Source organism: Aquimarina sp. Aq78 (genome assembly GCF_900299525.1).
GTDB lineage: Bacteria > Bacteroidota > Bacteroidia > Flavobacteriales > Flavobacteriaceae > Aquimarina.
This window is the reverse complement of the sequence record NZ_OMKA01000020.1, coordinates 43903-70658: the sequence shown is the minus strand read 5'-3', so window position 1 is coordinate 70658 and position 26756 is coordinate 43903. Positions and strand designations below refer to the sequence as shown.

General features: G+C 32.1%; 21 protein-coding genes. 11 read left to right on the top strand and 10 right to left on the bottom strand.

Annotated elements, in window-relative coordinates; genetic code table 11:
• The first annotated feature begins 208 nt into the window (after window positions 1-208).
• From DG435_RS11985 to DG435_RS11965, 5 genes are all read left to right on the top strand, one after another.
• Window positions 209-613, top strand: a complete 405-nt coding sequence (locus DG435_RS11985) for a response regulator (protein WP_106791106.1) — start codon at window positions 209-211, stop codon at window positions 611-613.
• A gap of 2 nt (window positions 614-615) precedes the next feature.
• Window positions 616-1050, top strand: coding sequence for a response regulator (locus tag DG435_RS11980; RefSeq protein ID WP_106791105.1), 435 nt, complete (start codon window positions 616-618; stop codon window positions 1048-1050).
• Between the two features lie 133 nt (window positions 1051-1183).
• Complete coding sequence (locus tag DG435_RS11975; protein ID WP_234387035.1) at window positions 1184-3892, top strand: TonB-dependent receptor domain-containing protein; 2709 nt, start codon at window positions 1184-1186, stop codon at window positions 3890-3892.
• Window positions 3889-5718, top strand: coding sequence for a YfiR/HmsC family protein (locus tag DG435_RS11970; protein ID WP_106791104.1), 1830 nt, complete (start codon window positions 3889-3891; stop codon window positions 5716-5718). Before DG435_RS11975 ends, DG435_RS11970 begins: the two co-directional genes overlap by 4 nt.
• Before the next feature lie 147 nt (window positions 5719-5865).
• The gene (locus DG435_RS11965) at window positions 5866-7329 is read left to right on the top strand and encodes an AAA family ATPase (RefSeq protein ID WP_106791103.1); all 1464 of its coding nucleotides are present in this window, start codon (window positions 5866-5868) and stop codon (window positions 7327-7329) included.
• Between the two features lie 130 nt (window positions 7330-7459).
• Here the strand turns inward: DG435_RS11965 and DG435_RS11960 are convergent, their stop codons facing one another.
• On the bottom strand, window positions 7460-9649 hold the full coding sequence (locus tag DG435_RS11960) for a DUF4132 domain-containing protein (protein WP_106791102.1): 2190 nt from the start codon (window positions 9647-9649) through the stop codon (window positions 7460-7462).
• Between the two features lie 636 nt (window positions 9650-10285).
• Between DG435_RS11960 and DG435_RS11955 the strand changes: the two genes are divergently transcribed.
• From DG435_RS11955 to DG435_RS11935, 5 genes are all read left to right on the top strand, one after another.
• Window positions 10286-10963 carry a hypothetical protein gene (locus tag DG435_RS11955; protein WP_106791101.1) on the top strand — a complete coding sequence of 226 codons (678 nt, stop codon included), beginning with the start codon at window positions 10286-10288 and terminating at the stop codon, window positions 10961-10963.
• Window positions 10964-10974: 11 nt separating this feature from the next.
• On the top strand, window positions 10975-12093 hold the full coding sequence (locus DG435_RS11950) for a hypothetical protein (protein WP_024771352.1): 1119 nt from the start codon (window positions 10975-10977) through the stop codon (window positions 12091-12093).
• 34 nt (window positions 12094-12127) lie between these two features.
• Window positions 12128-13942: an OmpA family protein gene (locus tag DG435_RS11945; protein ID WP_106791100.1), complete on the top strand. Its 1815-nt coding sequence runs from the start codon at window positions 12128-12130 to the stop codon at window positions 13940-13942.
• A 90-nt stretch (window positions 13943-14032) separates the two neighbouring features.
• On the top strand, window positions 14033-14803 hold the full coding sequence (locus tag DG435_RS11940) for an ABC transporter permease (RefSeq protein WP_106791099.1): 771 nt from the start codon (window positions 14033-14035) through the stop codon (window positions 14801-14803).
• 5 nt (window positions 14804-14808) lie between these two features.
• Window positions 14809-15636 (top strand): ATP-binding cassette domain-containing protein, encoded by an 828-nt coding sequence (locus DG435_RS11935; protein ID WP_106791098.1) that lies wholly within the window; start codon window positions 14809-14811, stop codon window positions 15634-15636.
• Between the two features lie 110 nt (window positions 15637-15746).
• On the opposite strand, the gene DG435_RS11930 is transcribed toward DG435_RS11935, so the two are convergent.
• Window positions 15747-16250: a hypothetical protein gene (locus DG435_RS11930; protein ID WP_106791097.1), complete on the bottom strand. Its 504-nt coding sequence runs from the start codon at window positions 16248-16250 to the stop codon at window positions 15747-15749.
• 252 nt (window positions 16251-16502) lie between these two features.
• Here DG435_RS11930 and DG435_RS11925 point away from each other — a divergent pair, with 252 nt between their 5' ends.
• The gene (locus DG435_RS11925; protein WP_106791096.1) at window positions 16503-16913 is read left to right on the top strand and encodes a hypothetical protein; all 411 of its coding nucleotides are present in this window, start codon (window positions 16503-16505) and stop codon (window positions 16911-16913) included.
• Between the two features lie 97 nt (window positions 16914-17010).
• Here DG435_RS11925 and DG435_RS11920 read toward each other — a convergent pair whose 3' ends face one another.
• From DG435_RS11920 to DG435_RS11885, 8 genes are all read right to left on the bottom strand, one after another.
• On the bottom strand, window positions 17011-18117 hold the full coding sequence (locus DG435_RS11920) for an imelysin family protein (protein WP_106791095.1): 1107 nt from the start codon (window positions 18115-18117) through the stop codon (window positions 17011-17013).
• A gap of 2 nt (window positions 18118-18119) precedes the next feature.
• Window positions 18120-19541: a di-heme oxidoredictase family protein gene (locus tag DG435_RS11915; protein ID WP_106791094.1), complete on the bottom strand. Its 1422-nt coding sequence runs from the start codon at window positions 19539-19541 to the stop codon at window positions 18120-18122.
• Window positions 19542-19639: 98 nt separating this feature from the next.
• Window positions 19640-20839: an imelysin family protein gene (locus DG435_RS11910; protein ID WP_106791093.1), complete on the bottom strand. Its 1200-nt coding sequence runs from the start codon at window positions 20837-20839 to the stop codon at window positions 19640-19642.
• Window positions 20840-21145: 306 nt separating this feature from the next.
• Window positions 21146-21670, bottom strand: coding sequence for a GNAT family N-acetyltransferase (locus DG435_RS11905; protein WP_106791260.1), 525 nt, complete (start codon window positions 21668-21670; stop codon window positions 21146-21148).
• A gap of 114 nt (window positions 21671-21784) precedes the next feature.
• The gene (locus DG435_RS11900; protein ID WP_234420906.1) at window positions 21785-22492 is read right to left on the bottom strand and encodes a DJ-1/PfpI family protein; all 708 of its coding nucleotides are present in this window, start codon (window positions 22490-22492) and stop codon (window positions 21785-21787) included.
• Window positions 22493-22951: 459 nt separating this feature from the next.
• A complete protein-coding gene (locus DG435_RS11895) occupies window positions 22952-24220 on the bottom strand; it encodes a serine hydrolase (protein ID WP_106791259.1) in 1269 nt (422 codons plus the stop codon).
• Window positions 24221-24407: 187 nt separating this feature from the next.
• On the bottom strand, window positions 24408-25418 hold the full coding sequence (locus DG435_RS11890) for a S1C family serine protease (protein ID WP_106791091.1): 1011 nt from the start codon (window positions 25416-25418) through the stop codon (window positions 24408-24410).
• A gap of 159 nt (window positions 25419-25577) precedes the next feature.
• Window positions 25578-26630, bottom strand: coding sequence for an adenylate/guanylate cyclase domain-containing protein (locus DG435_RS11885; protein ID WP_106791090.1), 1053 nt, complete (start codon window positions 26628-26630; stop codon window positions 25578-25580).
• Window positions 26631-26756: the final 126 nt, after the last annotated feature.

Here is a 26756-nt window from a genome sequence, read left to right as displayed (position 1 = left end):
TTTTTATTGATCTAAAATTTAGTTAAAACTACGCGTTTTTGTATTAGTTTTTTTAAAGCATAAAATGCTTTATTTCAGAAAATTAATTTTAGAGAATACATTTCACCGTTAAATTTGTGTTGTTAAACGAAAACTATTTCATAAAATTTAGTTTTGTTATGGCCATATCAAATAAGTTTATTTCCTTTGAATGTAATTGGGAAATTAAATGAATACATTGGTGAATTGTGTCTTGCTTATAGATGATGACAAGGCTACAAATTTCTTTAACGAAAGAGTTGTTACCAAACACGAAGACTTTTATCAGGTTAATACTGTACAAAGTGGTTTGGCGGCTCTAGATTATCTTAATGCTGTAGAGAATAATACAGCAATAAAACCTGACCTTATTTTTTTGGATATCAATATGCCTGCAATGAATGGGTGGGAATTTTTGACCGAGTTTTCTAAGCTGGATCAAAAAGTAACAGCTGATATTAAAGTGATTTTGTTATCAACATCTTCTAATCCAGACGATGTAAGAGCATCTGCCAAAAATCATTCGGTCGATGACTTTATCAATAAACCTTTATCTATGGATTTATTGGATGATGTGCTAAAAAACCATTTTTGATTATGAAAAAATTAAAACGTTTTCTTCTCATTGATGATAGTAAAGCAACTAACTTTTTTAATAAAACAATTATAGAAAAAGTACAGTGTGTAGAAGAGGTTTTTATTGCAGAAAATGGAAAACAAGCGTTAGATCTTATCCAATCCGAAATTATTCCTGAAATTATATTTTTGGATATTAATATGCCTGTTATGGATGGTTGGGAATTTATTACCGAATATCAGCAATTAGATGATAAATATAAGGGATCTATTATAATACTTATGCTGGGAACAGAGTTAAGTAAGGAAGATGAAGAAAGAGCAGAGCGTATTTTGGAAATAAAAGAATACGCACAAAAAATGTTGACTAAAGAGAGTGTATGCAGGATTGTGACAACGTATTTTAAACGGTCAGAGTTGGATTCTTGCTCAGAATCATATAAAAAGATTATATAACTTCAGATATTGCCCCCATATATATTTGTATTTTGAATGAACTTATGATAGTTTTGGATACACACAAAGCAATCTATTTAAAATCTAAATAAGTAAACATATTAAAGCACAAACTAAAAAAAAACCTCCTATTTTGTTAATTCAGTATAGGTTATACCTTACTGGTTTACTATTTCTTTGTTTTATTTCTGGAGCATTTTCTCAATCAAGGGCAGTTATATCAGGTAATGTTTCTGACCAATTTGGTAATCTACCAGGAGCTAGGTTAGTTATAGAAGGTACAGATAAAAATACAACAACAGATGTTAATGGTAATTATAGCTTTGATGTTGATGAGGGAGAGTATATAGTTACTTCAGAATTTGTGATGTATACTTCTGTTTCTAAAACAGTACAGGTTAAGGTTGGAGATACTGCAAAGGTGGATTTTGTTCTGGAAACGGGATTCTCAATAGATCAACCGGTTTCTTTGGGATCACGGGCCAAGCCAAAATCAATATTAAAGAATACAGCGGCTGTAGATATTATTTCACCACAACAGTTAACAAATTCTTCTCAGGTAGAATTGAGTCACATTCTTCATTATTTGATTCCTTCTTTTCATTCTACACATCAAACAATAGCAGATGGTACAGATCATATAGATCCAGCAACACTTAGAGGATTAGGACCAGATCAGGTGCTTGTGTTGGTTAATGGTAAGCGCAGGCATAATAGTTCTTTATTAAATGTAAATGGTACTGTGGGTAGAGGATCGGTAGGGACTGATTTTAATGCAATACCCATAGCATCAATAGAGCGTATCGAAATATTACGAGATGGGGCGACCTCTCAATATGGTTCTGATGCTATTGCGGGAGTAATTAATATTATCCTGAAAAAACAAACAGAAATTATTCAACTCGATAATAGAGTAGCAATAAACACCGAGGGGGATGGGCTTAATGTGTATTCTTCTGCAAATTTTGGATTAAAAATAGGAAAAGAAGGGTATATAAATGTTACAGCAGAATATAGAGATAGAGAATCTATAAACAGATCCGGAGACTATACAGGTACAGTATATTCTAATGATATAACAACTGATCAAGCGCTAATCGAGGAAAATAATTTTTTTGCGCAGACAGGGTATTCTAACAAACGAGTAATGGAAATCGGAAGCGCAGAAACCCAGAACCTTGCGTTATCATTTAATGGTGAAATAATAATGTCTGACTATGCAACATTTTATATGCATGGTGGTAGAAACTACAGAGAAGGAACATCAAAGGGATTCTATCGTTTTCCTAAAGATCAAAACAGGGTAGTTTTAGAGTTATTCCCAAATGGTTTTTCTCCAGAAATCCTTACCGATATTCAGGATGATGCAATTACCGGAGGAATAAGAGGAATTAAAAACGAATGGAATGTAGATTTTAGCCACTCTATCGGGGTTAATAGATTAGATTATACTGTAAATAATTCTAATAATGCCTCCTTAGGAGTAACATCCCCCAGAACTTTTTATGCAGGAGGGTTTATCTACAAGCAAAATACAACAAACCTTGATCTTTCAAGAACATTTGATTGGCTTGAGGGGGTAAATGTAGCTTTTGGAGCAGAACTAAGAGTAGAGAATTATGAAATAGTTGCAGGAGAAGAAGCTTCTTTTATTGATGGAGGAAGTACATATACCAATACTTTGGGAATAGAATTGCCTAGAATTGTTGGGGCACAAGTTTTTCCTGGTTTTCAGCCAGAAAATGCATTAAATCGTTTTAGGACAAATAGCTCTGGTTATCTGGATATAGAAGCAAATATAACAGAGAAACTTTTAGTTAGAGGAGCAGCCAGATATGAAGCATATAATGATTTTGGAGGTCAGGCGATCTGGAAATTGTCAGGTAGATATAGGGTTAGAGATGAAATTAGCATAAGAGCAGGGTTTTCTACAGGATTTAGAGCGCCTTCTCTTCACCAGGTATTTTTCCAGAATATAAGTACACAGTTTATTAATGGAGAAAGTGTACAAGTCGGTACCTTTAATAACGAAAGTGCTGTTGCTACAGAAGCTTTTGATATCAGAAAATTAAAACCCGAATTATCTAGTCATTTTAATACTGGTTTCAGTGGAAAACTAAACGATAATATTACTTTTAGTTTTGATTATTATTTAATTAATATACAGGATAGAATTGTTCTTTCAGGAAGATTTGCAGAAGGGTATGAGGAAATACTGGAGCCTTTTAATGTTGGTGCTGCTCAATTCTTTACAAATGCAATAGATTCCAGAACATCTGGTGTTGATCTATCATTATTTTTTAAAACAACTCTTGGTACAGGAGAATTTAATGCTTCATTGGCAGGTAATTTTACTAAGACCAAGGTAAAAGGTCCAATTAAAGTTTCACAAACATTACAAGGACAAGAAGAAGTACTGTTTAACAGAGAAGAAATCGCCAGAGTAGAGTTTGCACAACCAAATTATAAAATAAATTCATTGCTTTCTTATGATTTTGAGCAGTTTGGATTTCAGGTAGTGAATACACTTTTTGGAAAGGTTAAATTTATTCACCCAAATGATGGAGATTCTGTAAATTGGGTGGTAAATGATTTTACAGGAAATATAGAATCTAGAGATCAGGTGTTTTCTCCTAAACTCGTAACAGATATTGCAATATCATATCAGATTAATGATTATATAAAATGTACTCTGGGAGGAAATAATGTTTTTAATGTCTATCCAGATAAACATAAACATGCCGCTAATACAGAAGATGGAAACTTTATGTATAGTAGGAGAGTGCAGCAGTTTGGTGTTAATGGATCGAATTATTATGTAAGACTGTTACTTAGATTATGATGTATAGGCGTCAATATATATCGACAGCATATACTAATTTGATGGCTATATTCTTATGCGTTATTGCAATGAGTTTTTCGTTAAAAATAAAAGCTCAGGAAACAAGTAATGAAGAAGTAAAAAGATTACAGCGTGCCATATTTGTTTTTAACTTCGCGCAGCAAATAGGTTGGCCAATTATAGAAGAACAACCAAACTTTAAAATAGGCGTACTGGGACCTGATCGAACAATACTAGATCTGAAAGCCATGTCCCTAAGGCGTAAGATCCAAGGTAAACCTGTAGAGATTGTTCGATTTCAATTTGTTAAGAATGTAAAAGATATTCAGTTATTATATGTAAATCATAAGTATAACTATGATATGCATTATATCCTAAGTAAGATCTCGGGAAAAAACATAATGCTTGTAGGAGAGGATTATAATTTTAATGCCTCTATGATTAATATGGTTAATGTAGGGGATTCTTTTGAGTATGAGATTAATGAAAGCAGAATAGAAAAAGAAGGGTTTACTATTGCTTCTTCGTTAGGAAAACATGCTATTACTTCTTCAGAAAAATGGAAACGCTTATACCGAAAAACAGAAAAAACCTTAAACAAAGTACAAGAGGATAAAGATAAACAAGAGGCTATATTAAAAGATAAAGAACAGAAAATACAATCTCAGGAAGAAAAAATAACAGATCAATTAGAAAAAATTGACAGTAAGGAAGGAGAAATTAACCAAAGAAATAAAAAGATAGAAAGCCTTTATACTGAGAGTGAAATACAACAAAAAAAATATAAAGAAAAGGTTGTAATCGAAAGGGAACTCGAAAAAAACATCCAGGAGCAAGTTGCTTTTATAAAAAGTCAGGAAGAAAAAATTATACAAAGCAACCAGGAAATTAGCATGCAAAATGAATTTCTTGGAGAGCAGAAAGAAAAGATCAAGGAACAGGAGCGTGTATTAAACCAGCAAGCTTCAGAACTTGATGCTCATAAAAAAGTAAACTTTTTACTCATTGTTCTGGTGCTTCTTACTTTTTTCGTTAGTTTTTTTATTTATAGAAATTACCTGGCTAAGAAGAAATATAATAAAGAGTTAGAGGATAAAAACCTTGAGATTTATAATCAATCTGTAGAGTTGGAGGCAAAAAATAAAGAGTTAGAACAATTTGCATATATAGCAAGTCACGATCTCCAGGAACCTCTTAATACAATATCGAGTTTTATAGGGTTATTAGCCGAAGATTATGGAGAAAACTTTGATGAAGCAGGAAAAGAGAGCATGACCTTTATTAAAGATGCAAGTGTAAGGATGAAAAAACTGATTGATGCTCTATTAGAATATTCCAGATTAGGAAGAAGTAAAGAGTATGATAATGTTGATTGTGCTACCGTTATACAAGAATTAAAAAAGGATCTAAAAGTTGTTCTCGAGAAAACAGGGACAAAAATTAGAATGGAGAATTTACCAGTAGTTAGAGGTTCAGAAATAGAGTTTCGATTATTGTTTCAAAACCTTATTAGTAATGGTATTAAATTTAATGCTTCAGGTACTATTCCTGAAATAGAGATTACATGTGTCAAAAAAAGTGACCCAGAAGATGTATCAAAAGGTTTTTGGCAATTCTCAGTAAAAGATAATGGTATTGGGATACCAGAAGAGCACCAGGAACGAATATTTGCAATTTTTCAAAGGTTACATTCTAGAGATCAATATGAAGGCACAGGTATTGGTTTGGCTCATTGTAAAAAAATCGTAGAAGCTCACGGAGGTAAAATATGGCTTACATCCAAAGTAAAAAGTGGAAGTACCTTTTACTTCACCATTCCATTTTAAATGAAATACTATGTTTTACGTTACTGAGGTTTTACCAGTAAGTATGGTTAGAGAATAGAGGATAACGTAATATTATGGATCAGTTCATTATCTTTGGTAAAAAGAATCAAAAAGTAGTATACATTTATTTAAAAAAACCAGGGGGTATTGGAAATTTCTTCAGCATATCTTGACATCCTTAAAAAAGAAGGAAATAAAGCATTGGCAATTTGTCAAAATTTAAATACAAATAAAGAATTTAGAAACACAGTTACTACTATTATAGATGATGGTTTTCGAGGTGTGAATTATAAAGCAGAGCATATCCTTTTACATGATATTGTTAAGGTATTTGATGATTTTGAAGATATACATGTTGACACCGCCAAAGTATCAGCAAAAGTGAAATTTATTCTGGTTTATTTTTATGAAAAATTACAAGGTAAAGATTTAAGTAAAGCTTATGATCTAAAAAAGCTTAATGAACTTCCTTTATCATCTCAGTTTAGTAAAAATGTTACTACTGTTAGAAACACCTCTTTTTTTGAACCTATTGATGAGGTTAAAACCGAATTTGCCTTACCTGTTATTTTGGCAAAATTCAAAAGTGACCAATTACTAAGTATAGGTTCGTTTCTAAGTAGAATAGCTTCATTGATCGTTAATGCAGATGGAATAATTACAGAGAAAGAACGAGATTTTTTAAAACGGGTATCACATAAGACAAACCATCCAAAAATAGTTGTGAAAAAAGCTGGATATAATGAAGTGCCAGAAAATGATACGCTCGAGATTGTACTTCAGGAACTTAATGAACTTATTGGTCTTAAGGATATCAAAAAGAATATTGAAGACCTTACGAATTTTTTAAAGATTCAAAAAATAAGAAAAGAAAAAGGGTTAAAAACCTCTTCTAATTCTTTACATGCTGTTTTTATGGGGCCTCCTGGTACAGGTAAAACTACAGTTGCACGTATGCTGGGAAGAATATATAAACACCTTGGTTACCTAGAGAAAGGACATTTGGTAGAAACAGATAGAGCAGGTATGGTAGCAGGTTATGTAGGGCAGACAGCAATCAAAGCAGACGAAATTATAAAATCAGCTATTGGTGGTGTTTTGTTTATCGATGAGGCATATTCACTTACTTCTGGCGGGTTTAATGATTTTGGAAGCGAAGCGATAGAAGTTCTACTAAAGCGAATGGAAGATCAGCGGGATGATTTAGTCATTGTTGTAGCTGGGTATCCAGATGAAATGCAGGAATTTATACAAACTAATCCAGGGCTTCAATCTCGATTTAATAGATATTTTGAGTTTGATCATTTTACTGCCGAAGCATTGTTAAGCATTTTTAAGCTTTTTGCAAAAAAAGCCGATTTTATACTTACCGAAGATGCCGAAGAAAAACTAATGGAAATCCTCGATAGAATATATGAAAAGAGACACAGAGGTTTTGGAAATGCAAGAACAATACGAAATCTGTTCGAAAAAATTATAGAACGCCAAGCCAATAGAATTGTTTCGATAACTCCGATTACTGAAGAAATATTGATGACTTTGACCGAAGAAGATATTCCAGAAATATTAAAAACAGTAAAAGAAATTATTCTTTTCGAAGAAGAAGAGTAACGGTGTATGTATAGGTTTCTATTGGATTTGTAAGTAAAAGTTGTGAGAATTGATGATCCCAAATACTTATTCCTTTGTTATTTTAGTTCCAAAAAGCTTTCTGATCTCTATTTGTAAATTTGATTTTTATTCATGAAACGTCATTCATGATTTCTTTCAGGTCATTCATTGCTTCAGAATAAATAACTTTAGGAACATCCCGTAATGTGATAAGACGATTATCTGTTTCATTTCTGGGTTCTGAAAACCAAAAGCTATCGGTTTGAACAAACCCCAATGGCGTGAAAAAGCACCTTCCTAAAACCATTTCTTCATCAAACATCCCTTGAATTTGCAAATTATCAGTTTCTATAAAAACTTCTATTCTACCTTCCTTAAAAGCTTTTTTATAGGATAAAATACTTCCGCCGCCCCCAATACTTCCTTTTTTCCAGCCTCTTTTTTGTGCTCTGTTTTTAAATTTTCCTGCAGGTAAGGTTCTGTTTTCAAAACTTCTGGATAATGTTACTTTATATAATTTTTTAGGAAGTTGGATTATATTCCTATCTAATTGTTGGATAACTGGAATTATTTTTTGACTCTCGAAATATTCTTTCCATTTCATTTTTATTTTAGCACCTATAAAAATAGGATGTACCAACCGTATTTGGTCATTATAGCTAATGTCCAGGAGTTGTTGTTTATGGTTTTTTAACTCACCACTTGCTGTTATAGTAAAGGTACTCTCATCATTCTGTTGCCAAATCAGAGTCTGACCACAAGCAAAAGCAATAGGGTGGTTTAGAAAGAATTTTTTCCAATCCTTTCCTTTCCAAAACCTTTGTATAACTAGGTAATTCTCTAAACTATACCTAAAATGTTGTATTGTTTGCTTAAGTGTGGTGTTTAGATTTTCCAACATTTTCTTGATATCTTTAGATACTTTGGTAATTGATTTTAGTTGTTTTCCTTGTAGATTTTTAACACTAAACTTAAGCTGTGGACCTATAAATATGATATACCTGTTATTTATTACTTTTTCTTTATTTATAAAATCGAAATCTGGCATCATCTTATCTTTCAGTTCAAAATAGGTCAATCCCAATTGCTCTGCAATGGATTCAAATGCTTCTTCTGCGGCTCCACGAACATTATGGTGCTTCATATTAAAATGTTGAATAACCTTTTCTAATGCAAAAGCCTCTTTGTAATGTGCAATAGTGGTATAATCTGTTATATTCATTATGACTTCTATTGCAATTTCTATAGCGCCTTGTTTGTAACAACCAACAATATGACTAACAATCTCAAGATTTAACTGTTTGGTCTCTTTTACATATGAAAACAATTCGGTTTTCATTTCTTTTCCAAAATTTTTACATACCCAACCAATAAATACAGGAGTATCATCACGAAACAATTCTGTAGTACAAGACCAATTAAATGTATAACCATCTTCACTTGAATTTTTTCGTTCTGAAATATAGGGTAACATTTTTTTTATATGCATTACAGTCGGTTTCCTGTATTTTTTTCTAGCATTGGTAAATAGAATCCTGTAGCATTCCATCACGCAAATTATACAATCAGAACCCTCTATTTTTTCTATTACAAAGGATTCAATTTTTTTTAGATTGATTTTGCATAATTCTTCTAGCCAACTAAATCGAATATGTTTCTGAGCTTCTTTTCCTGTATAGTATAGAGGAAGATTTTCTAAAAGTGTATCGAGTAAACTTTGTTGTGCGTTACCCAGTAATGATATTAGTGGTTTTATGTAATTTTCATTTTCTAATAATTGTATAGTTCTTGTCTGATTTTCTTTGATGAGTTTGAGTATTACTTCTCCTACAGAATTAACAGACTTATTTTCTCTTAAGAAAGGTGTTTGTTTGGTTGCCTTTAAATAGGCAGAAAGAGCAGTCCATATATCTATATTAAAATGGTCTAATTCTTTTAAAATTAGACCAAAGAGATCTTCACCTTCTTTTTCTGTCCTTAGTTGAGGTAGAAACCATTCTCTAAAAAAAACTTCGTAATAACCATCAAACTGGGTGTCTTTTTTATAGAAAAAAGTATCATTACATATAAACACAAGAAGACGTTGATCGATAAACCTCCATTCTTGTATTGGATTAAATAAAATAGATAAATGATTAAAAGTATTTACTTTTGATTTAGTTATTTGTGGTAACTCATCAGATTCTCCAAAAATGAATTTTAAGATATTTTCAAGACTTTCTATATCACGCTCATTGTACATCTTTTTGTGAAAATCATGAACTACATCAACCCATTGTTTTTTTCTTTTGGCAACCAGTTCAATTGTATTTTCATTCATTTTTTTTAAAACCTTTAATTGATTTTAATCGAGAATTTAAGATGTTTTTATAGATGAATTTTTGTTTCATGGGTATATTTTTATTACTTTTTTAATGGATCATCAAGAAGTGATTGTATCATCATATGATAAAAATAAAGAGAATATGATATTAATTTTTCACGGTTTACAGTGAAAAATTTAAGAATCAGAATATGTAGATTTTTTCAAGTGTCAATGTCCAAATTTTAAATAGATGAAATAAACAAGAAGTTTGGGTAAGTGTTTAAAGAACAGAGTTTTGTTAGATGTAATTCTGGTCTGTTTTAGAATAAATATAGTATTGTTTGAAGTATGTTTGTAAAAATGAATTAAGACATTTGTAATCCTTTTTATTGCTATAATAATGTAAAAAGACGTATTTTAGAATTTTAAGAGTATTGTATATGAGTTGTAACAAATTGTGTTCTAATTACACTAATATAATGAAGTCTATTAATCAATAACAGAATCATACAAAATCATTTGTTTTGTTAAATGCTTTTAATTCATGGCTTGGTAAGGTTTAAAAAAAACAATAATATTTATAAGAATTTATATAAATTTACCTCCTGGATCAGTATTTTAGCAATAATGAGCTCATCAAAAACATTTTAAATGGCTAAAGAAAAATTTAACTGGAAAGGTCTTTTTATTAACGACGAAACTTCAGAAGGAGAAAAACCTAGAGAAACAACTCCAGTACAACCTAGTTCTAATTCTTTTCCAGAATCAGGTAAATCAGTTTCGAAATTTCCAGTAAACCCTCCAAAAACAACTTTGGTAAGTGATAGTGTACTTAATACAATTATAGAGATGTACGAGTCCGGTTTTGAATCTCTTAACAAACCGGGATATGATTTTTACGAATTTTTTAAGGCAATAAAGGCAGTCGGGTCTAATGATCCATCGGTATACAAAATGGCTTTTACAATGGCCCAGGGGGTAGATTCAACCGTATCCAAAAATACACTTCTTACACAAGCAGATTTTTACATTAAAGAAATCGAGAAAGTACATAAGCAGTATCAGAATCAAGGAAACTCTAAGAAATCAAAGATTCTTAGTTCTCAAAAAAACAGAAAAGACACCTTAAATACTGAAATTTCTGACTTAGAAAAAAAATTAATTGAAATTCAGAATCAAATCAGTGTTAAAAAGAATTTACTTCAGTCGGTTGATGCAGATGTTGAAGTATCAGAGATAGATCAAAAAATTGTTGCTAATGATAAAGCAAGATCAAAAATTTTGGAAACTATAGTAGCCGTTGTAGAGGGCATTAAAAATAATATATAAGCAATACATTAATGGATCAAGAATCAAAAAGCCACTTATTAGATTTACCTATTTTAAAACATTTTGATGATGAAAAAGGGGAAATTTCTTTAAACCCTAATAATTGGAGAAATGGTGAAAAGGGACTAAATGCTTTTCTTAAAATAGCATTGTTTGCAGGTTTAGGATACGCTGCATGGGTGTATGTATTACCTCCTTTGTTTACAGCTTTGGGACAGGTAATTGCACTTGCAGGAGTAGCCGTGTTCGTGATATTTTTTATCATGATGTTACCAGTAATATTAAAATTCTTACGAAGAGTTACAAGAGGAATTCATAAGTCCTTAATAAAACATGACCCTTTCGGAGAATTGCAGGAGCAAAAACAAAAAATGCTAATGAATAGAAAGGTTTTTAAAGATTCTAAAGCCAAAATAAGAGCATTAAAAAGTAATATGGAGCTTGAAGCTTCTAAAGCAGAAAAAGAATCCAAAGAATTTCAGGATCATGTAGTGACATTACAAAAACAGGCAGAGAAGATCAGAAATAAAATGCAAGCGATAGTGTCTGAAAAAGGTAGTGCAGGTAAGGATACCGATGAATATGTAGAGCTGCATAGTGCTTTGGCAAAAAAATTATCACAATCACAGCAAGTCGCTCATCAATTAAAGCAAAGTAAAAGTTTTATCCAAAAATATGGTAGTAGAGCTAATGTAATGGGTAAACTGGATAGAAAACTAACTCTTGCTGGTACAGCAATAGATATTAAGATTTCTGATTTTGAAGTAACAATCAAAATGCTGGAAAAAGAATATCAATTTGCAAAATCTGCAAAAGCGGCCACAGATGGAGCAAAATCCGCTATGTTATTTACTAAAGACTGGGAACTAGAATATGCATTAGATGTGATCACAGAAACTATTGCGATGGATATTGCTAAAACTCAGGAAAATCTAACAGATATCGATATGCTAACATCTAAGTATGATATGGATAGTGATGAGCTATACTCGCAATTAGATACTTTGGCAGATAATATTAAAACAGGGAAAGACTATATTCCTGATTCTGAAAAATATAAAAACCCTAACTACAAACTAACAGCTGAGGATAAAGAAGCAAGTGGTGGTTTTGGGAATATGTTTGACTAACTAACCGAAATAAAAACTATAATAAAAATTAAAAATGGGTAAAATTTTAAGAACAAAAAAACTCACTACATTATCCGAGCTTATCATTGTAATCATTTTACTTGGAGCAATCTTAGGAGCGGTGTACTATTTTGCTCCAGGGTTAAGAGTAGGAGAAGCAAAGCAATTAGATGAGCTAAATATAAATAAAGAAGAAGTAGATAATGTTACTACATCAGAAAAACTAGAATTGCCTTCCAATAGCCTTTCAAAAAGTGTTAAGGATAAACCTCTTGTTAGAATGGCAGCTTATGCCTGGAATGCTCAATCTGGTATTATTGTTTCTAATGGAGGGCCAAAAACAACCAAAGGTTCTTTGATGGAGCAAAACGGAGTGAATTTAGAGATAATCCGTCAGGATTGGCTTTCTGAATTGAGGAATATGCAAATGAAATTCATTGAAGAATTTGATAGAGGAGAAGAATTTCCCGATGCAGATAAAAGTGCATTTGCAATCATGATGATGGGTGATGGTGCTCCTTTCTATATTAGTACTATGCAACAGGCTTTAGACGATAAGTTTGGTAAAGATAAGTACCATGTACAGGTCGTTGGTGCAGTAGGACTTAGTTATGGTGAAGATAAACTTATCGGCCCACCAAGCTGGAAAGTTGATCCAAAAAGCATGAAAGGTGCTTTGATCTCTGCAGTATTAGGTGATGGAGATTGGGTAACAGCTTTAAACTATGCCTTTGCTAATGGTTTAAAAGTAAATCCTGATGTTACCACTTATGATCCAGATGCTGTGAATTTTTATCCTTCACAAGATGATGACTATATTAAATCTGCAGAAGAACTTATTAAATCTCAAAAAGCAGGATGGACAGTTCCTCTTAAAGAAGTGAGAAACGGAAAACTAACAGGTAAAACAATTAATAAAAAAGTTGATGGATGTGCTACCTGGACACCAGGAGATAAAATGGTTTTTGATGAGTTAAATGGTTTCACTGATATCATATCTACACGAGAATTTAACAACCAAATGGCAACTACAGTTATTGCTGTTAAAGAATGGTCGGTAAAACATCCTGAAATCGTTAGTAATATTTTAAAATCAGCATTAACAGCTTCTAATCAAATGAAGCAATATGATGAGTGGAGAGTAAGAGCTTCTGAAGCGATAGCTGAAACATATGATTTAGAAACTCCAAAATATTGGTATGATATGTTTAAAGGCCAAAAAGGAAATAAAAATGGTATCGATTACAACATGGGTGGATCAAGAGTATTCAACTATGCAGATGTTATGCAATATTATGGTATTACAGATGGTACCAATCGATATAAGGCAGTATACAATCAGGTATCTTCTTACCTAAGTGAACTTAATCCATTTGGTTTTAATGAATCTGTTAAAAGGATTGTACCTTATGATGAGGCAGTTAATCTTTATTTTATCAAAAATATTAATGATATTGATGCAGGTTCGGCTTACAAACCAGATTATACCAAAGAAGCAGAAGAAGTCCTGGCTTCAGGAGAATGGAATATTAATTTTGATACCGGAAGTGCAAATATTTCAGGATCATCTGCAAGTACTTTAGAAACGATATATAACCTTCTTATTCAGGCTGAGGATACAAAACTTAGATTAGAAGGGCATACAGATGATACCGGTTCTTCAGAAGCTAATTACGATTTATCACAGAGACGTGCACAATCTGTAGTTAACTTTTTAAGAAGTAAAGGGATCCCTCAATCACGTTTCCAATCTGTAATCGGAAAAGGTGAAGATGAACCAATTGAAACTAATACTACCGGTAGTGGTAGAGCCAAGAACAGACGAGTAGTTATTACATTATTGAAATAACATGGCATCCAATTAATAAGAGCCGTCTTATGTTTGTAAAATATTGATTTTACATATTAGACGGCTTTCTTTTTTATTAACCAGTGTATTATGAAGTATTTATTCAAACCGTTCGAAAAAGTTAGCAAAAATAGCAGGTTACTTATTATAGGTGTATGGGTAGCGCTAGTGTTGATTTTTTGGTTCGTTTCCAGTATGGGAGAGAGGCATTTGTTTCCTTCTCCAAAACAAGTGTTAACAGGGTTTACAGAGCTTTATAATGAAGGATTGGTGGTACATATTGGCAGTTCTTTATTGCTATGTATAAAAGCAATACTTATAGCGGTAATCATTTCTTTAATTGTCACCTATTTATCTACAATTCCTGTAATAACACCAATAGCAAAAACATTAAGTAAACTTCGTTACCTTCCGCTTACAGGTATATCTTTTTATCTGGCTATCCTTATTAGTGATGCCAGAACCATGCAAGTATGGGTGTTGGTGGTATTTATGACTACATACCTTACCACATCATTATTAAGTATGATTAGCTCGATACCACAAGAGGAATTTGATCACGCACGTTCTTTACAATGTAATCGCTGGGAAGTACTATGGGAAGTTGTTGTAAAAGGAAGAATTGATCATGTTATAGAAGTAATCAGACAAAACCTGGCTATCGTTTGGATGATGCTAGTAACCGTAGAATCTATCCTTGTAGCGGCTGGTGGATTAGGATTTTTGATCAAAAATTCTGATAAATTCATGAATCACGGTAGAATCATAGCATTACAAATAGTAATATTATTAGTAGGTCTATCTATAGACTTTGTCTTAGATTACTTGAGAAAAGCCTTTTTTAGATACTCCAAAATATAAGTAGAATGAACTATAGTACGCATAATACATTATTGTATGTAGAAAAATTAAGTGTCGCTTATGGTGATAAAACTGTAATAAAGGATATTAATTTTGTAGAAAAAGATGTTGTTCGGGAAAACAATATTACTGGTCAGGTTATTGCTTTTGTAGGGCGTTCTGGTCGAGGTAAATCTACATTATTTAGAGCGATGACAGGCTTGATCAAACCAACTACAGGAAAAATACTGATTGCCGATACCGAAACAGATTCAGAAAATGATGCCAAAGAAGTACATGAAGGAGATATTGGTTTTGTAGATCAAAAATATACCTTGTTTAGAAACAAAACGGTGTATCAGGCATTACTGTTTGCACTTCGTAAAAAGGATATTTCTAAAGAAGAAAAGCATACTAAAATTATGAGTTACCTGTCTGATTGGGGCTTAGAAAAAGTAAAAGACCAATATCCTTGTGAGCTATCAGGAGGACAGAGACAGCGTACAGCAATAATCGAACAGATACTATGTTCTGGTCATTATATGGTTTTAGACGAACCTTTTTCGGGTCTTGATGTTGGGAATATTGAAGATGTTAAAAATGCATTTAACCTGATTACATCTACACACGAATTTAATACGATTATTTATTCGACACATGATATAGAACTGGCCGTAGAACTGGCAGATAGTATTTATGTAATTGGTTACCCTACCATCGATGGAAAACGTACTGATTATGGAACTATTGTCAAGCATTTTGATATGAAAGAGCTAAATCTTGCCTGGAAAGATTTTGGACTGGATCATATTGAAATTGTTAAACAAATAAAGGCAACTATGCTTAACTCATAATAATTTTGCTAATCAACATCTAACCCTGCGCGTTGAACTTGTTTTACTATCTAAAGGGATCTTAAATCAAACAGCTCAAAGCTTGCCTGTAGGCTTATCTCTCAGGTTGATTATTTTATGATTTTTTTCCAGGCGATTCTTAGAATAAGAAGTAATGCAAGGAAGAATAATAGCAAATATTGAAATCTTCCAACAAAGAAAACTCCAAAAAACATACGTTGCAATATATACGTAATGATAAAAGTTATAGCAACGATGATAAATAATCCAGAAAGTTTTTCAAAACCCGGAATTCTAGACATAGGTACCGTTTTATTAATAATAAATAAGGTGACAAACATAGAAACAACAGGAACAAAATAAGCCAATACATTTACCTGTAGTAGATTAGTTTTTAAGAAGAAAAAACTATACAAAACAATAATTAGAGCCAATAATCCAGGAATAGTTACTGCATATACTAAGACTCCATAAAAATAATTTACAGGAGATCGAAAATTTCTTTGATTTACAAACATTAAGCCTAGTAAAGATATAGCAATAATAACTGCAAAGTAACCAAGTATAAGATTTGGATTATTTGCAAACCAATTGATGATGTCTTGTATTGTCATAAATCTTAATTTATAGAGAGGTGTTATGTTGTAAGATTATAAATGTATAATATATACAGTTAATATAAAAGAAGAGATTAAAAGTTCTGTTTCTTCTTATCTCAGAATCTATTTATGATTACTATTTGAATACCCTGTTTTCAGGGTGTTCTTTTTTCACTGAAAAGGGTGTTTGGCAACCCTGCCAAATACATCAAATTTGTGTTATCAATATGAATAAAAAATCATAAATAATTAACACATAAATAAATCATGAAAAAAGTAATCTTAAATCTTTCATTAGTAATAGCGATACTAGCAGTATCATGTAAGAGTGAAACTAAATCAGATACATCAGTTTCTAAAGACGAAGTAGAAAAAGTTGAAGAAAAAACAGAAGAGAATACTTCCTCACAATCTGCTAACGGAGTGCCTAATTTTAGTGACAAAAAAGTTCAGGAGTATGTGAACTCTTATGAAGCTTATATCGAAGAGTATAAAAAAGCAGTAGAAAGTAAGGATATGACAGCTTTCGCTTCTCTTGGAGAACAAGGACAAAAATTAGGAACACAAGCTCAGGAAGTAATGGGGAATCTTTCTGCAGATGATGTAAAAAAACTAAGCGATTATATGCAGAAAAAATCTGCACAGTTACAAGAACTGTCCAAAAAAATGATGCAATAACAAGTTTAGTTATTTATTAGTTTAGTTAGTGGGTTGAGTTTAGCAGGCCTTATTCTATACGTAGAATGAGGCCTGCTTATTTGGATATTGATGTGAATTAATCTCCATCATTATCTGTAGGGGTAATGATAATAGATAATGTACTTCCGACATCATTATTTAACAATACAACCAGGGTTTTAATTTCGTTATAAACTTCTTCTACTGGTTGTTTTTGTTGGTCTATAGCAAGATGCAAAGGGACTGTGATTTTGTTTATCGCAGTATAAATTAGACCAAACTGAGTTTTGATACGATCATTAATAGTCGAATTTTTGGTAATAAATTCTACATTATCAGAAATCCCTAAACCAGAAGAAATAAAGTATACACTTTCGATCGTTTTAATGTTGTTTTCAATTAGATCAAGGGAAATTTTACTTCTAAATGCTTGTAGAATCTGAGAATTGGTACTTGTTGTGTTTTCTAAACCTGCAGGCTTTCCTAATTTAGCTTTTTTAATAGTTTCTGCAACATTAAACATGCCATTAAATATCATATTTAGTGAACCATTTAATCCAGTTTCAGTATTTGTTATAAAAGTATTCGAATAATTTTCTCCATTTTCATTCCATATTTCTGAAAGTAAAATTGCTTTTTCTTTAAGATTTGTTGTAATACTTGTTAGGTATTCGATTCTTCTTGGGTTAGAAGAGAAAAGAGATAATATGTCAACATTAGATGTGCCTGTATTTGCAAATAATAAATATTCAATCCCCGTAAGTCCTTTTGCTCTGGTACTAATTGATTCTGCAATTATTTCAGTATTTTGTGTGATTGAATTATCTATAGCTTCTGTAAAAGTAGGCCAGTTAAATAGTAATTCATGCATAAATAATTCTTTGGGTCTTCCGATATTAAAGACATATATATTTGCATAAGATTTTGCAGCTTCTTTCCATTTATTTTGTGCGATTAATAGTTTTTCTTCAGATTGATCAGAAGTAAAATTGGTCACACTTTCTTCTAGTTCTATTACTTTATCTTTAAATAATGATATTGACGGTAGGATAATATCCGAGGTGATATCGGATAACATTTGTGGAGTATTAAATTTACTATCTGGATTCTCATTAGCGTTTTTGTCATCACTATTACAAGAGTAGATAACAAGAACAGAAAGAATAATAATGATAGTGCTGGCTACTTTTAAATATATTTTCATTGTTATAGTGAGTTTATAAATGCAATAAGATCTTGTCTTTCTGACTTAGGTAATTTTTTAAATTTATTCAGACTATTTTCTGCTTCTCCACCATGCCATAAAATGGCTTCTTCAACGTTTCTTGCACGACCATCGTGGAGAAAAAAGGTGTGGTTATTTATAGTTTCTATCAGACCGATACCCCAAAGAGGCTGTGTTCTCCATTCTCTTCCGTCGGCTTTAAAATCTGATCTGTTGTCTGCCAAAGCTTCTCCCATGTCATGTAATAAAAAATCTGAATACGGATTGAATACAACACCTTTAATTAATGAGGTAGAAGGCGAATTATCTGCTGTGAATTTGGTTTGATGGCATGATATACATTGCAAATCATTAAAAAGTACTTTACCTTTTAAGACATTCTCATCTTCAAAATTTCGACGTATCGGAACACCTAGAGTTCTTTGATAAAATACAACCCTTTCTAATTGTAGATCTGTTACTTCTGGTTCTCCACCATTGGCTGCATCTACACAATCTACTTGAGTATCTGGGCAATTATTTTCTGGAATAAAAGAAGTTGTAAGGCCCATATCCCCATGAAACGCACTAAAAACTTGTTGTTCTAAAGAGGGTTGATTTGCCTTCCAACCATATTTGCCAAGTTTTAATTGATTTTCTTTTACATCCCATACGTAATTAGGTTTACCAGAGATTCCGTCATTGTTGGTATCATTTTCATCGGCATGTGCTAAAATTGAGGCTTCTGATAAAGCATCAATTAATCCCATTCCGATAGTTTGAGTACCTACTCTTGGAGAGGTTAATACGCCTTGTAATGATCCAAACTGCTCATCATAGATTTCATATATAGGTTTTTGAAGTGTGTACGTTTCTCCATCTGGGTATGTGCCTTCTATAATCTCATAGGTTGCTCGTATTTTTGCCTCATGTAAAATACCACTATTGGCCTTGTCCTGTATTTGAGTTCCATAGTTAATAACAGGATTTGGCCCTCCATTTTCATCTACTCCAGGCATACTTATTCGCATTAAAAAACCATTTGATCCTAAAATATTCTCAGTAATAGGGAGTCCTCGACCATCTTTACTGTGACAACTGGTACATGCTCTACTATTAAATGTTGGCCCTAAACCATCTCTACCTGTAGTAGATGCAGGAGAAGATACCCATGCTTGATTAAATAAGGAATTTCCTATACCAAAAGCGATTTGTTCTTCGTCAGACAGGCCAGGGATTACTCTTCCGAAAGCATTACCGGTTTGTGAGTTAATAGTAAGTCTACCTGCCGAAAGCTCTTCTCCTTCCTCATAAACGGCTCGATTGGTTGGAGTGGGGTCGGTATATTCATCATCATTATTACATCCAAACATAGATAGTAGAGAAAAACTCAAAAGAGTATAATATAAAAACTTTTTTTTCATAAAGTAGTGGTGTGGTTTTTTTAACAAGAAAAGCCCCATGCATACGCATGAGGGACTTTTCCACTTTTCAAAACAATAGCATTAATATTGAGTGGCTCTTATAATGTAATGTTTAATTTTGATGCCGAAGCACTTATTTCTTTAGCCTGATCTCTTAATGCAAGAACAGCTTGAATAATAATACCACCAGAAGTTAATGTCTCTTCTTCTATAAGTTGATCAAACTTTTTGGTATCATTAATATTACCAAGAATTGTATTTATTTTTGATATCGATAATGCAGCAGCAACTTTAAGTTTTTCTGCTTGAGCCGAATCAGCTTGTTTTACTAGGTCATATAGGGATGGACCACTAATGTTTCCATATTCACCAAACAACACATTATTTACACCTTTGGCATTGGTATAAATATCTCTATGTGTATTGTCTGAAAAACAAGAGTGTTCATCTTCTTGATTTTGTTCTACAGCTACGGCCATTCTTTCTGTAGATAATTCTTCTCCTGTCATAAAAAAGATACCAGCCATCATGTTTTTTAATGCTTCGTCTTCCGGTAGAGCGAGGAACGTATTTCTATATGTGCCTCCTTCTACCCATGTATCGACAAGAGATTTAAGATCTTTAACCAAAATACTTGCTACTACTTTAAGGTAGGTACCTCTTCGACCTTGATTTTGATTAGTTCCAGAACTACCTGTTACATAATCTGTATAGGCTCTTTGTCCTGATAACCCATTTGATGGATCTGCAAAATCTTGACCCCAAAGTAAAAATTCAATAGCATGATAACCAGTACTGATATTTTTATCAATTACACCATTACCTCCAGTTCCTTCATTTAAACCAATTAGCGCAGTTTCATCTATTGTAATAGAAGTATTGTTGATAAGCCCCTCTGAGGTAACACCTCCAGAATTATCACGAACATAATCTATATAATTTTCATCTAATGGCCACGCATTAAGTTGTCCTTCAGTTTTCCCTTCATCTATTGGCCCGTTAGATTCTCGATATGCTTCAGTTTGACCATAAGGTTCTCTAGCTGCAAGCCAGGCGTTTTTGGCAGTCTGAAACCCATTCTCCGTGGGGTTATCTGCAAAAGCATTAATAGCAGTTTGCATTTCTAAAGCTCGATCGTATGAATCTTTATAGGATTGATATACAATATTTGCATAGTTTTTTATTACAGAAGATTTTGATACAGTTTCGTTAGTTGGAGCATCATCATCGCTGCTACAACTTACAATACTTAGGATAGCACCTGTCATTAAAGCTATCACTTGAACATTAAATTTCATTTCACATTAATTTAGACTAGTTATAAATAGAAAGCAAATCTAAATGTTAGAAATTAAGTAAACAAATTTTATTTAGATTAAATTTAAATAAGTTACAATGAATGAAAGCAAATTAATATAGTACTATATATTGTTGCTTTTAGTACTTTATTTTTTAATAATCTCTTTTCTGTGGTAAAGTCTCGAACCTAGAATTATGACTATTAAATTACTTAACGTTTTTCCTTAATTTTTAACCTACAGGCCTGAGTCTAAATCTTTAATTTTACCATAATATTTTCATCAGAATTCCTAGTGAATTTGTTTTTAATCCTTGAAAATAACAGGATGACATACATTTGTAAATTGTTCAACATCTTTTGCCGTAAGGAGAGTCGGGTACGACATTAACAGTAATTGTAAAGGTTTTTGACCTTCTATCGAAGGCGGTACTTCATAATAATGTTGATTAAGTTTAAACCCGATTCTTTGATAAAATTTTATTCTACGTTGGTTGATAGTAGTATTAGGCAATTCAACCTCTAACAGAATTGGTTTGTCATTACTATTCATAAAGTTTTCAAGGATTAATTTTCCGAATCCCTTATTTCTTTGTTCTGTAGATGTTGCAAAATGATCTATGTATCTAAGTGTTTCAAAATCCCACCATAAGAGAAATCCTATCAATTTATTTTCATCAACCACGATATCAAAATGATAATTTGATTTCTTCATCACACGAGCCTGAGCATCCAATATTCTTCGCTCTTCTACAGGAAATGAATTCTCATAGAGTTCCCAGGTTTGATGAAAATAATCATCTGAAATATTTTCAAGTCTTATTTGGTTCATTGCGTGATTTGTTGCTAGCGGTTTGTGTATGGAACGTAGCGTGTAAAAAGATACTACATTTTTGGTTAAGCACTTACTAACGGGCGTTTCAAACACTCTTGTTGTCTGCAGTACCTATTTGTTCCAATTTTGAAGCCGGTCAAGATATAAATAGCTTATGACGAATTCTCTATGTTCGAGACTGGTCATTTTTTCTAATAAGTTCAATGCAGAAACATAACTAGCCAAATTACCGTTTGAGGAGCTGAATTTTCCGTCTTCGACAAAAGTTACTAAACTATCATTCTGTACTTTTAAATTCGGATAATCTTTTTGTAATTGTTTGCCACCACCAATCCATGTCACGATTTTGTGTCCGTCTGCAATTCCAGACTTACCGACTAGTTGAGCTCCAGCGCAATTGCTCACAATATATTTAGTTTCGTTATTTTTCTCTTTTATAAAATCCACAATTTTATTATTATGAACCTGTGCGTACATGTCATAGGCGCTTGGTATAAACAGGGCCGTTAGTTTCGGACAATTCTGGAAAGAGTAATCAGGTACAATTCTAATTCCTTCTTCTGTTAGTATTGGATTTTCAGTTTCGGCTATTGTAATGACATTGAAAATTTGTTGTCCATCTACGGTCGGTTTTGCAAAAACATCAGATGTTGCAATGACTTCACCTTGAAGTACTCCGTCATACATTAAAAGCCCAATTGTTGGCAAATCCGCTTTGAAAGGTTTTAAGTATTTGGCCTGGGGATCTGTTTTTTTTTCGGTGTAATTCGTTTCTTGATTTTCGGCCTTTGGTTTTGGTTTATCCGTATTGCAACTCATCAGTATAGTCACAAGAATTATTGTTGTTACAATTCCAAATTTTTTCATTTATCTCGGTTTTTCTTGTAGTGTTGGCAGATTATTATTTATTACTTCTTCTTTGCTTTGTATAATTAAAACTTATTAGATCAATGGTAGGTTATATTATTTCCCCAGTTAAAACTAATTTAAAACAAAGGTATATGGACACTAGTAGATATTTCTTAATCAAGATTAAGAAATTGAGTTATTTTCGTTTTTCTTTAATTTTTAGGAGTATAAATAAGATTGAAATAGATTAATTTCAATTCCTGAAACTTTTGTATAACGTTTAATGTATTTACCAAATTTGGATTCTCATGTACTAAGTGATTTTTTATTGTAGGCAATGACTTTGTGTATGAAGCGTAGTATATAAAAAAGCACTAGTTTTTAGGATTAAAACAGAACCAATTTTTTTCATTTTAATAGCTATGTTTTTTACGTGTTGTTCCCTTCAGCTACTTTTCTTTGTTTATTGTTTTTTCGGATTATGAATATTGATAAAACAATGATAATTATATAACCCATTATTAATAAGATTAATACATAAGACTTATTACGTTGCATTACTACATAGTCAGCAATTCCTGATTTCCAAAAAATCCATTCATCTGCTATTGATGAAGCTAAACTATAATTACCCGTTTCTAAAATTATGATTCCATTTTTCGATTTGAGATCAATTCTTGCTGCCGTATTAATAGCATTATTTCCACTTCCATCGTGTCCTATTATTTTAGAGTTCTGGTCATTTTGACTATAAAGATGTGGGCCTAATCCATAAACACCAATATCATTTATAAACGTTTCGGCTGTACTCATTTTTGTAATGGTTTCTTTAGAAAGAACATTATTATTAGAAATATTTGCTAACAAAAACTTTGATAAATCTTCTGTACAGGTGACTAATGCTGCTGCTGCAAGTGCCGTAAATTTGTTGAATTCTCTTTTTGTACCGTCTTCTTTAAAGATTTGAGTTAATTGTAGGTTTGGTTTTTCAGATAGGACAAAAGTAGAATTATCCATTTTCAGAGGTTCAAACACTTCTTGTGTCATATAATCCTGAAAAGATTGATCTGTAATTTCTTCAATTAATAACTGTAATATGGTATAACCAGCTCCCGAGTACATATACTTACTGCCAGGTTCATAACCTACTTTTGCAACTCCTTCAGAATAAGGTGCATCAGACGCTTTGGTTAATGATTCTTCAATGGTTTGTATAGTTTCATTAGATGTAAAACCGTTATAGCCGAGGTCGTCAACTAAACCTGATGAATGAGAAAGTAATTTTCTAACGGTTACTTTTTTATTATCAAATTCACTTTTAGGAAGATGCCACCTTGTAAGGTAATCGTCAATGGGTTTATCCAAATCCAATTTACCTTGCTCTACCAATTTTAAAACCCCAAATGAGGTAATCCATTTGCTAACTGAAGCAACTGGGAAAATAGTGCGCTCATTTACAGGTTGATCAATAGCGTAAAAGAAGTCTTCTGATACTTTTCCATCTTCGATTAATGTCATTGCAAAATTTCCAACAAACTCATTATCTATTTTGTTTTTGGTAGCCTCAATAAACGCCTCCGGAGTGTTTTTGGAAGTAATAGGTCTTAATAAAAAACCATCGATAAACCCATAGCTGATAAATGCTGTCCAAATTATAATAGCTAAAATTATAAGAGAGATCTGTTTTACTTTTTTCATTTTATTTTTCATTTGCAGTTAACGTCCTTTCGTGAGTAATCCAAAAGTAGTTTTGTTTGATGTTTAAAAAATGATAAAGTGTTGGATGACAAGATTTTTTAGCGAATTAACGAAATTAGGACGTTTAATAACATCCTAAATGGCAGAAGTGTTGTTTGATGTTTTAAATAATCATTAATGAGTATAATTATCTTTTTAATTCTATAATCTTTCCGTTTCGTAATACTTTTAGTGTAAAAGAGCTGTCAGGTTTTAGGTTTTTACCAAACTCTCCAAGCTTAACCAACGCTTCATCGGTAAGGTCAAATTCAATAGTATCGAATGCTAGAATGATATCACCACCTATGATTAATTTTTGACCATCTACAATAACTTCAGTATCACCACCCAGCAAACCCATTTTATATAAAATAGACCCATACACCACCCGTTGTACCAGCAACCCACTGTTTTGGGGAACATTTAGTAATCGTTTGGTCTTTCCTGTCAAAGGTTGTGCATCTAAACCTAACCAGGGAGCTCTGTTATTCATCATCAGGTTTTTGGTAATATTGGCGGTAGATGCAAACCCAATACCTTCGAAACCTCCAGATTTGGTTAGTATCTGACTTACAACACCAATAACTTCACCTTTCATATTAAACATAGGACCACCAGAATTACCTGTGTTAATAGCAGCATCGGTTTGAATAAATTCTGAACTAGTAAATGGATTAGTACCTAATTTATTTTTTATAATCCCACTAATATAGCCAGAAGAAAGAGAATGACTGTATCCGAAAGGGGCTCCTACGATAAATACCTGTTCTCCTATTTTTATTTGATCAGAATCTCCAAAACCAACGGTAATGGCGTTTTGTTTGGGTATATCTAATCTAATTAATGCCACATCTGCCGATTTGAATGTAGAGATCACCTTTGCAGATCTAATTTCGCCATCCAAAAATCGAACTCGTAATTGTTCTGCAGCATCAACCACATGTGCTGCAGTGATGATATCAGTTTCAGAAATCATAAAGCCAGAACCTAACCCCTCTGAGGTAACAGTTTTGGTGATACTACCGATTGATTCTAATTTTGCTTCTTGAGTAAAAATGACAACTACGGCGGGGTTTACTTTTTCATAAAGTTTAGATAAATCTTGTGCATTACTTATGATTGTAAAGAAAAATAGGATGGTGGTTATAAGAGGTTTCATAATATTGTTTTATAAGTAAATATAACAATATTATGAAGGCTAAGATAGTAACCAAAGCTATAAATCTTCCATAAAAATATTTGTAAAAGAACTAGTGATACTAATGATCAATAACGAGATTATAAGATCAAAATAGATAATGCCAGTTACAATTTGAATTTACTTTTTTGAGACACTAAAAATAGAAGTCGAATTTTTTTTACCTCTTAATGTTGTTTCTCTCATCTTTTCATATTCGTACTTTGGCACTTGATGTACATATTCATAAATAGCACCAGAGACTAAGATTGCTTTATCAAAAACTTTGCATTGCTCCTGGATTCTGGCAGCAATATTTAACGTATCCCCATGATATGCTATTTCCCTTTTTAATGAACCAACTTCGACCACGGTTACCATACCGAGATCCATTCCTGCTTTAAAAAAAGGAATACGGCCATAGGTAGAATGATAGTAATCAGATCTTATTTTTAATTGATTAGTAAATACGAAGAAAGCATCCAGACAGTGATCAATAGAATAATTCTTTTTTACTTTCCAGGTTAAGACAACCTCATCACCTACATATTGGTATACTTCGGCTTCATACTTTTCGATAACTGATAAATCAAAAAAACAATCTTGTATAAATCTACTGTATTTGATATGCCCTAATTTTTCGGCAATAGATGTAGATGATTTTAGATCCAGAAACATAAAAACCCTAAACTCTTCTCGTGGTTTATGGAATTTACCAGTAACTAATTTTAGTAGATTTCCATTTCCTAATATTGTATTGATCTGTATAGTAATTACAATAATACTATTGGTTAATATTGAGTAAAATAGATTAATAATGATAAGAGGGTTTTTTAAAAAATCAATGAATAATAGATTAGGATCCAACCCTGTTATTCTTAAAGATATATATACCAATAAATAAATAACCAACATTATTAGAATATGAATAATCAAAGTTCTAAAAAGTATTCCGCGAAAAGACATTTTTTTCCTAAAAGAATGCTCATTAATATATTGTACACTACCAAAAGTAATTCCTGCAAATAATGAAATGAATAATAGTACAGGAAGTATTGTTAATATAGGAAACTCTATATCTAATAACCTGAGATGAGATTTAATACTAAATCCTCTTATGATTTCCCAAATAAGTGAAGAAATAATCCATCCTAATGTAAATGTAGAAACTGTGCTTAGCCATTTAGGATTCATTCATATACTATTTTGATAGTATCACGAAAATACAAAAAGATTAGGTATAATTTTTAGCACTATAAAGTTCACTTCGAGATTAGTTCGGTTCACCTTCAAATTTATCCGTTTCAATATATAATTGGC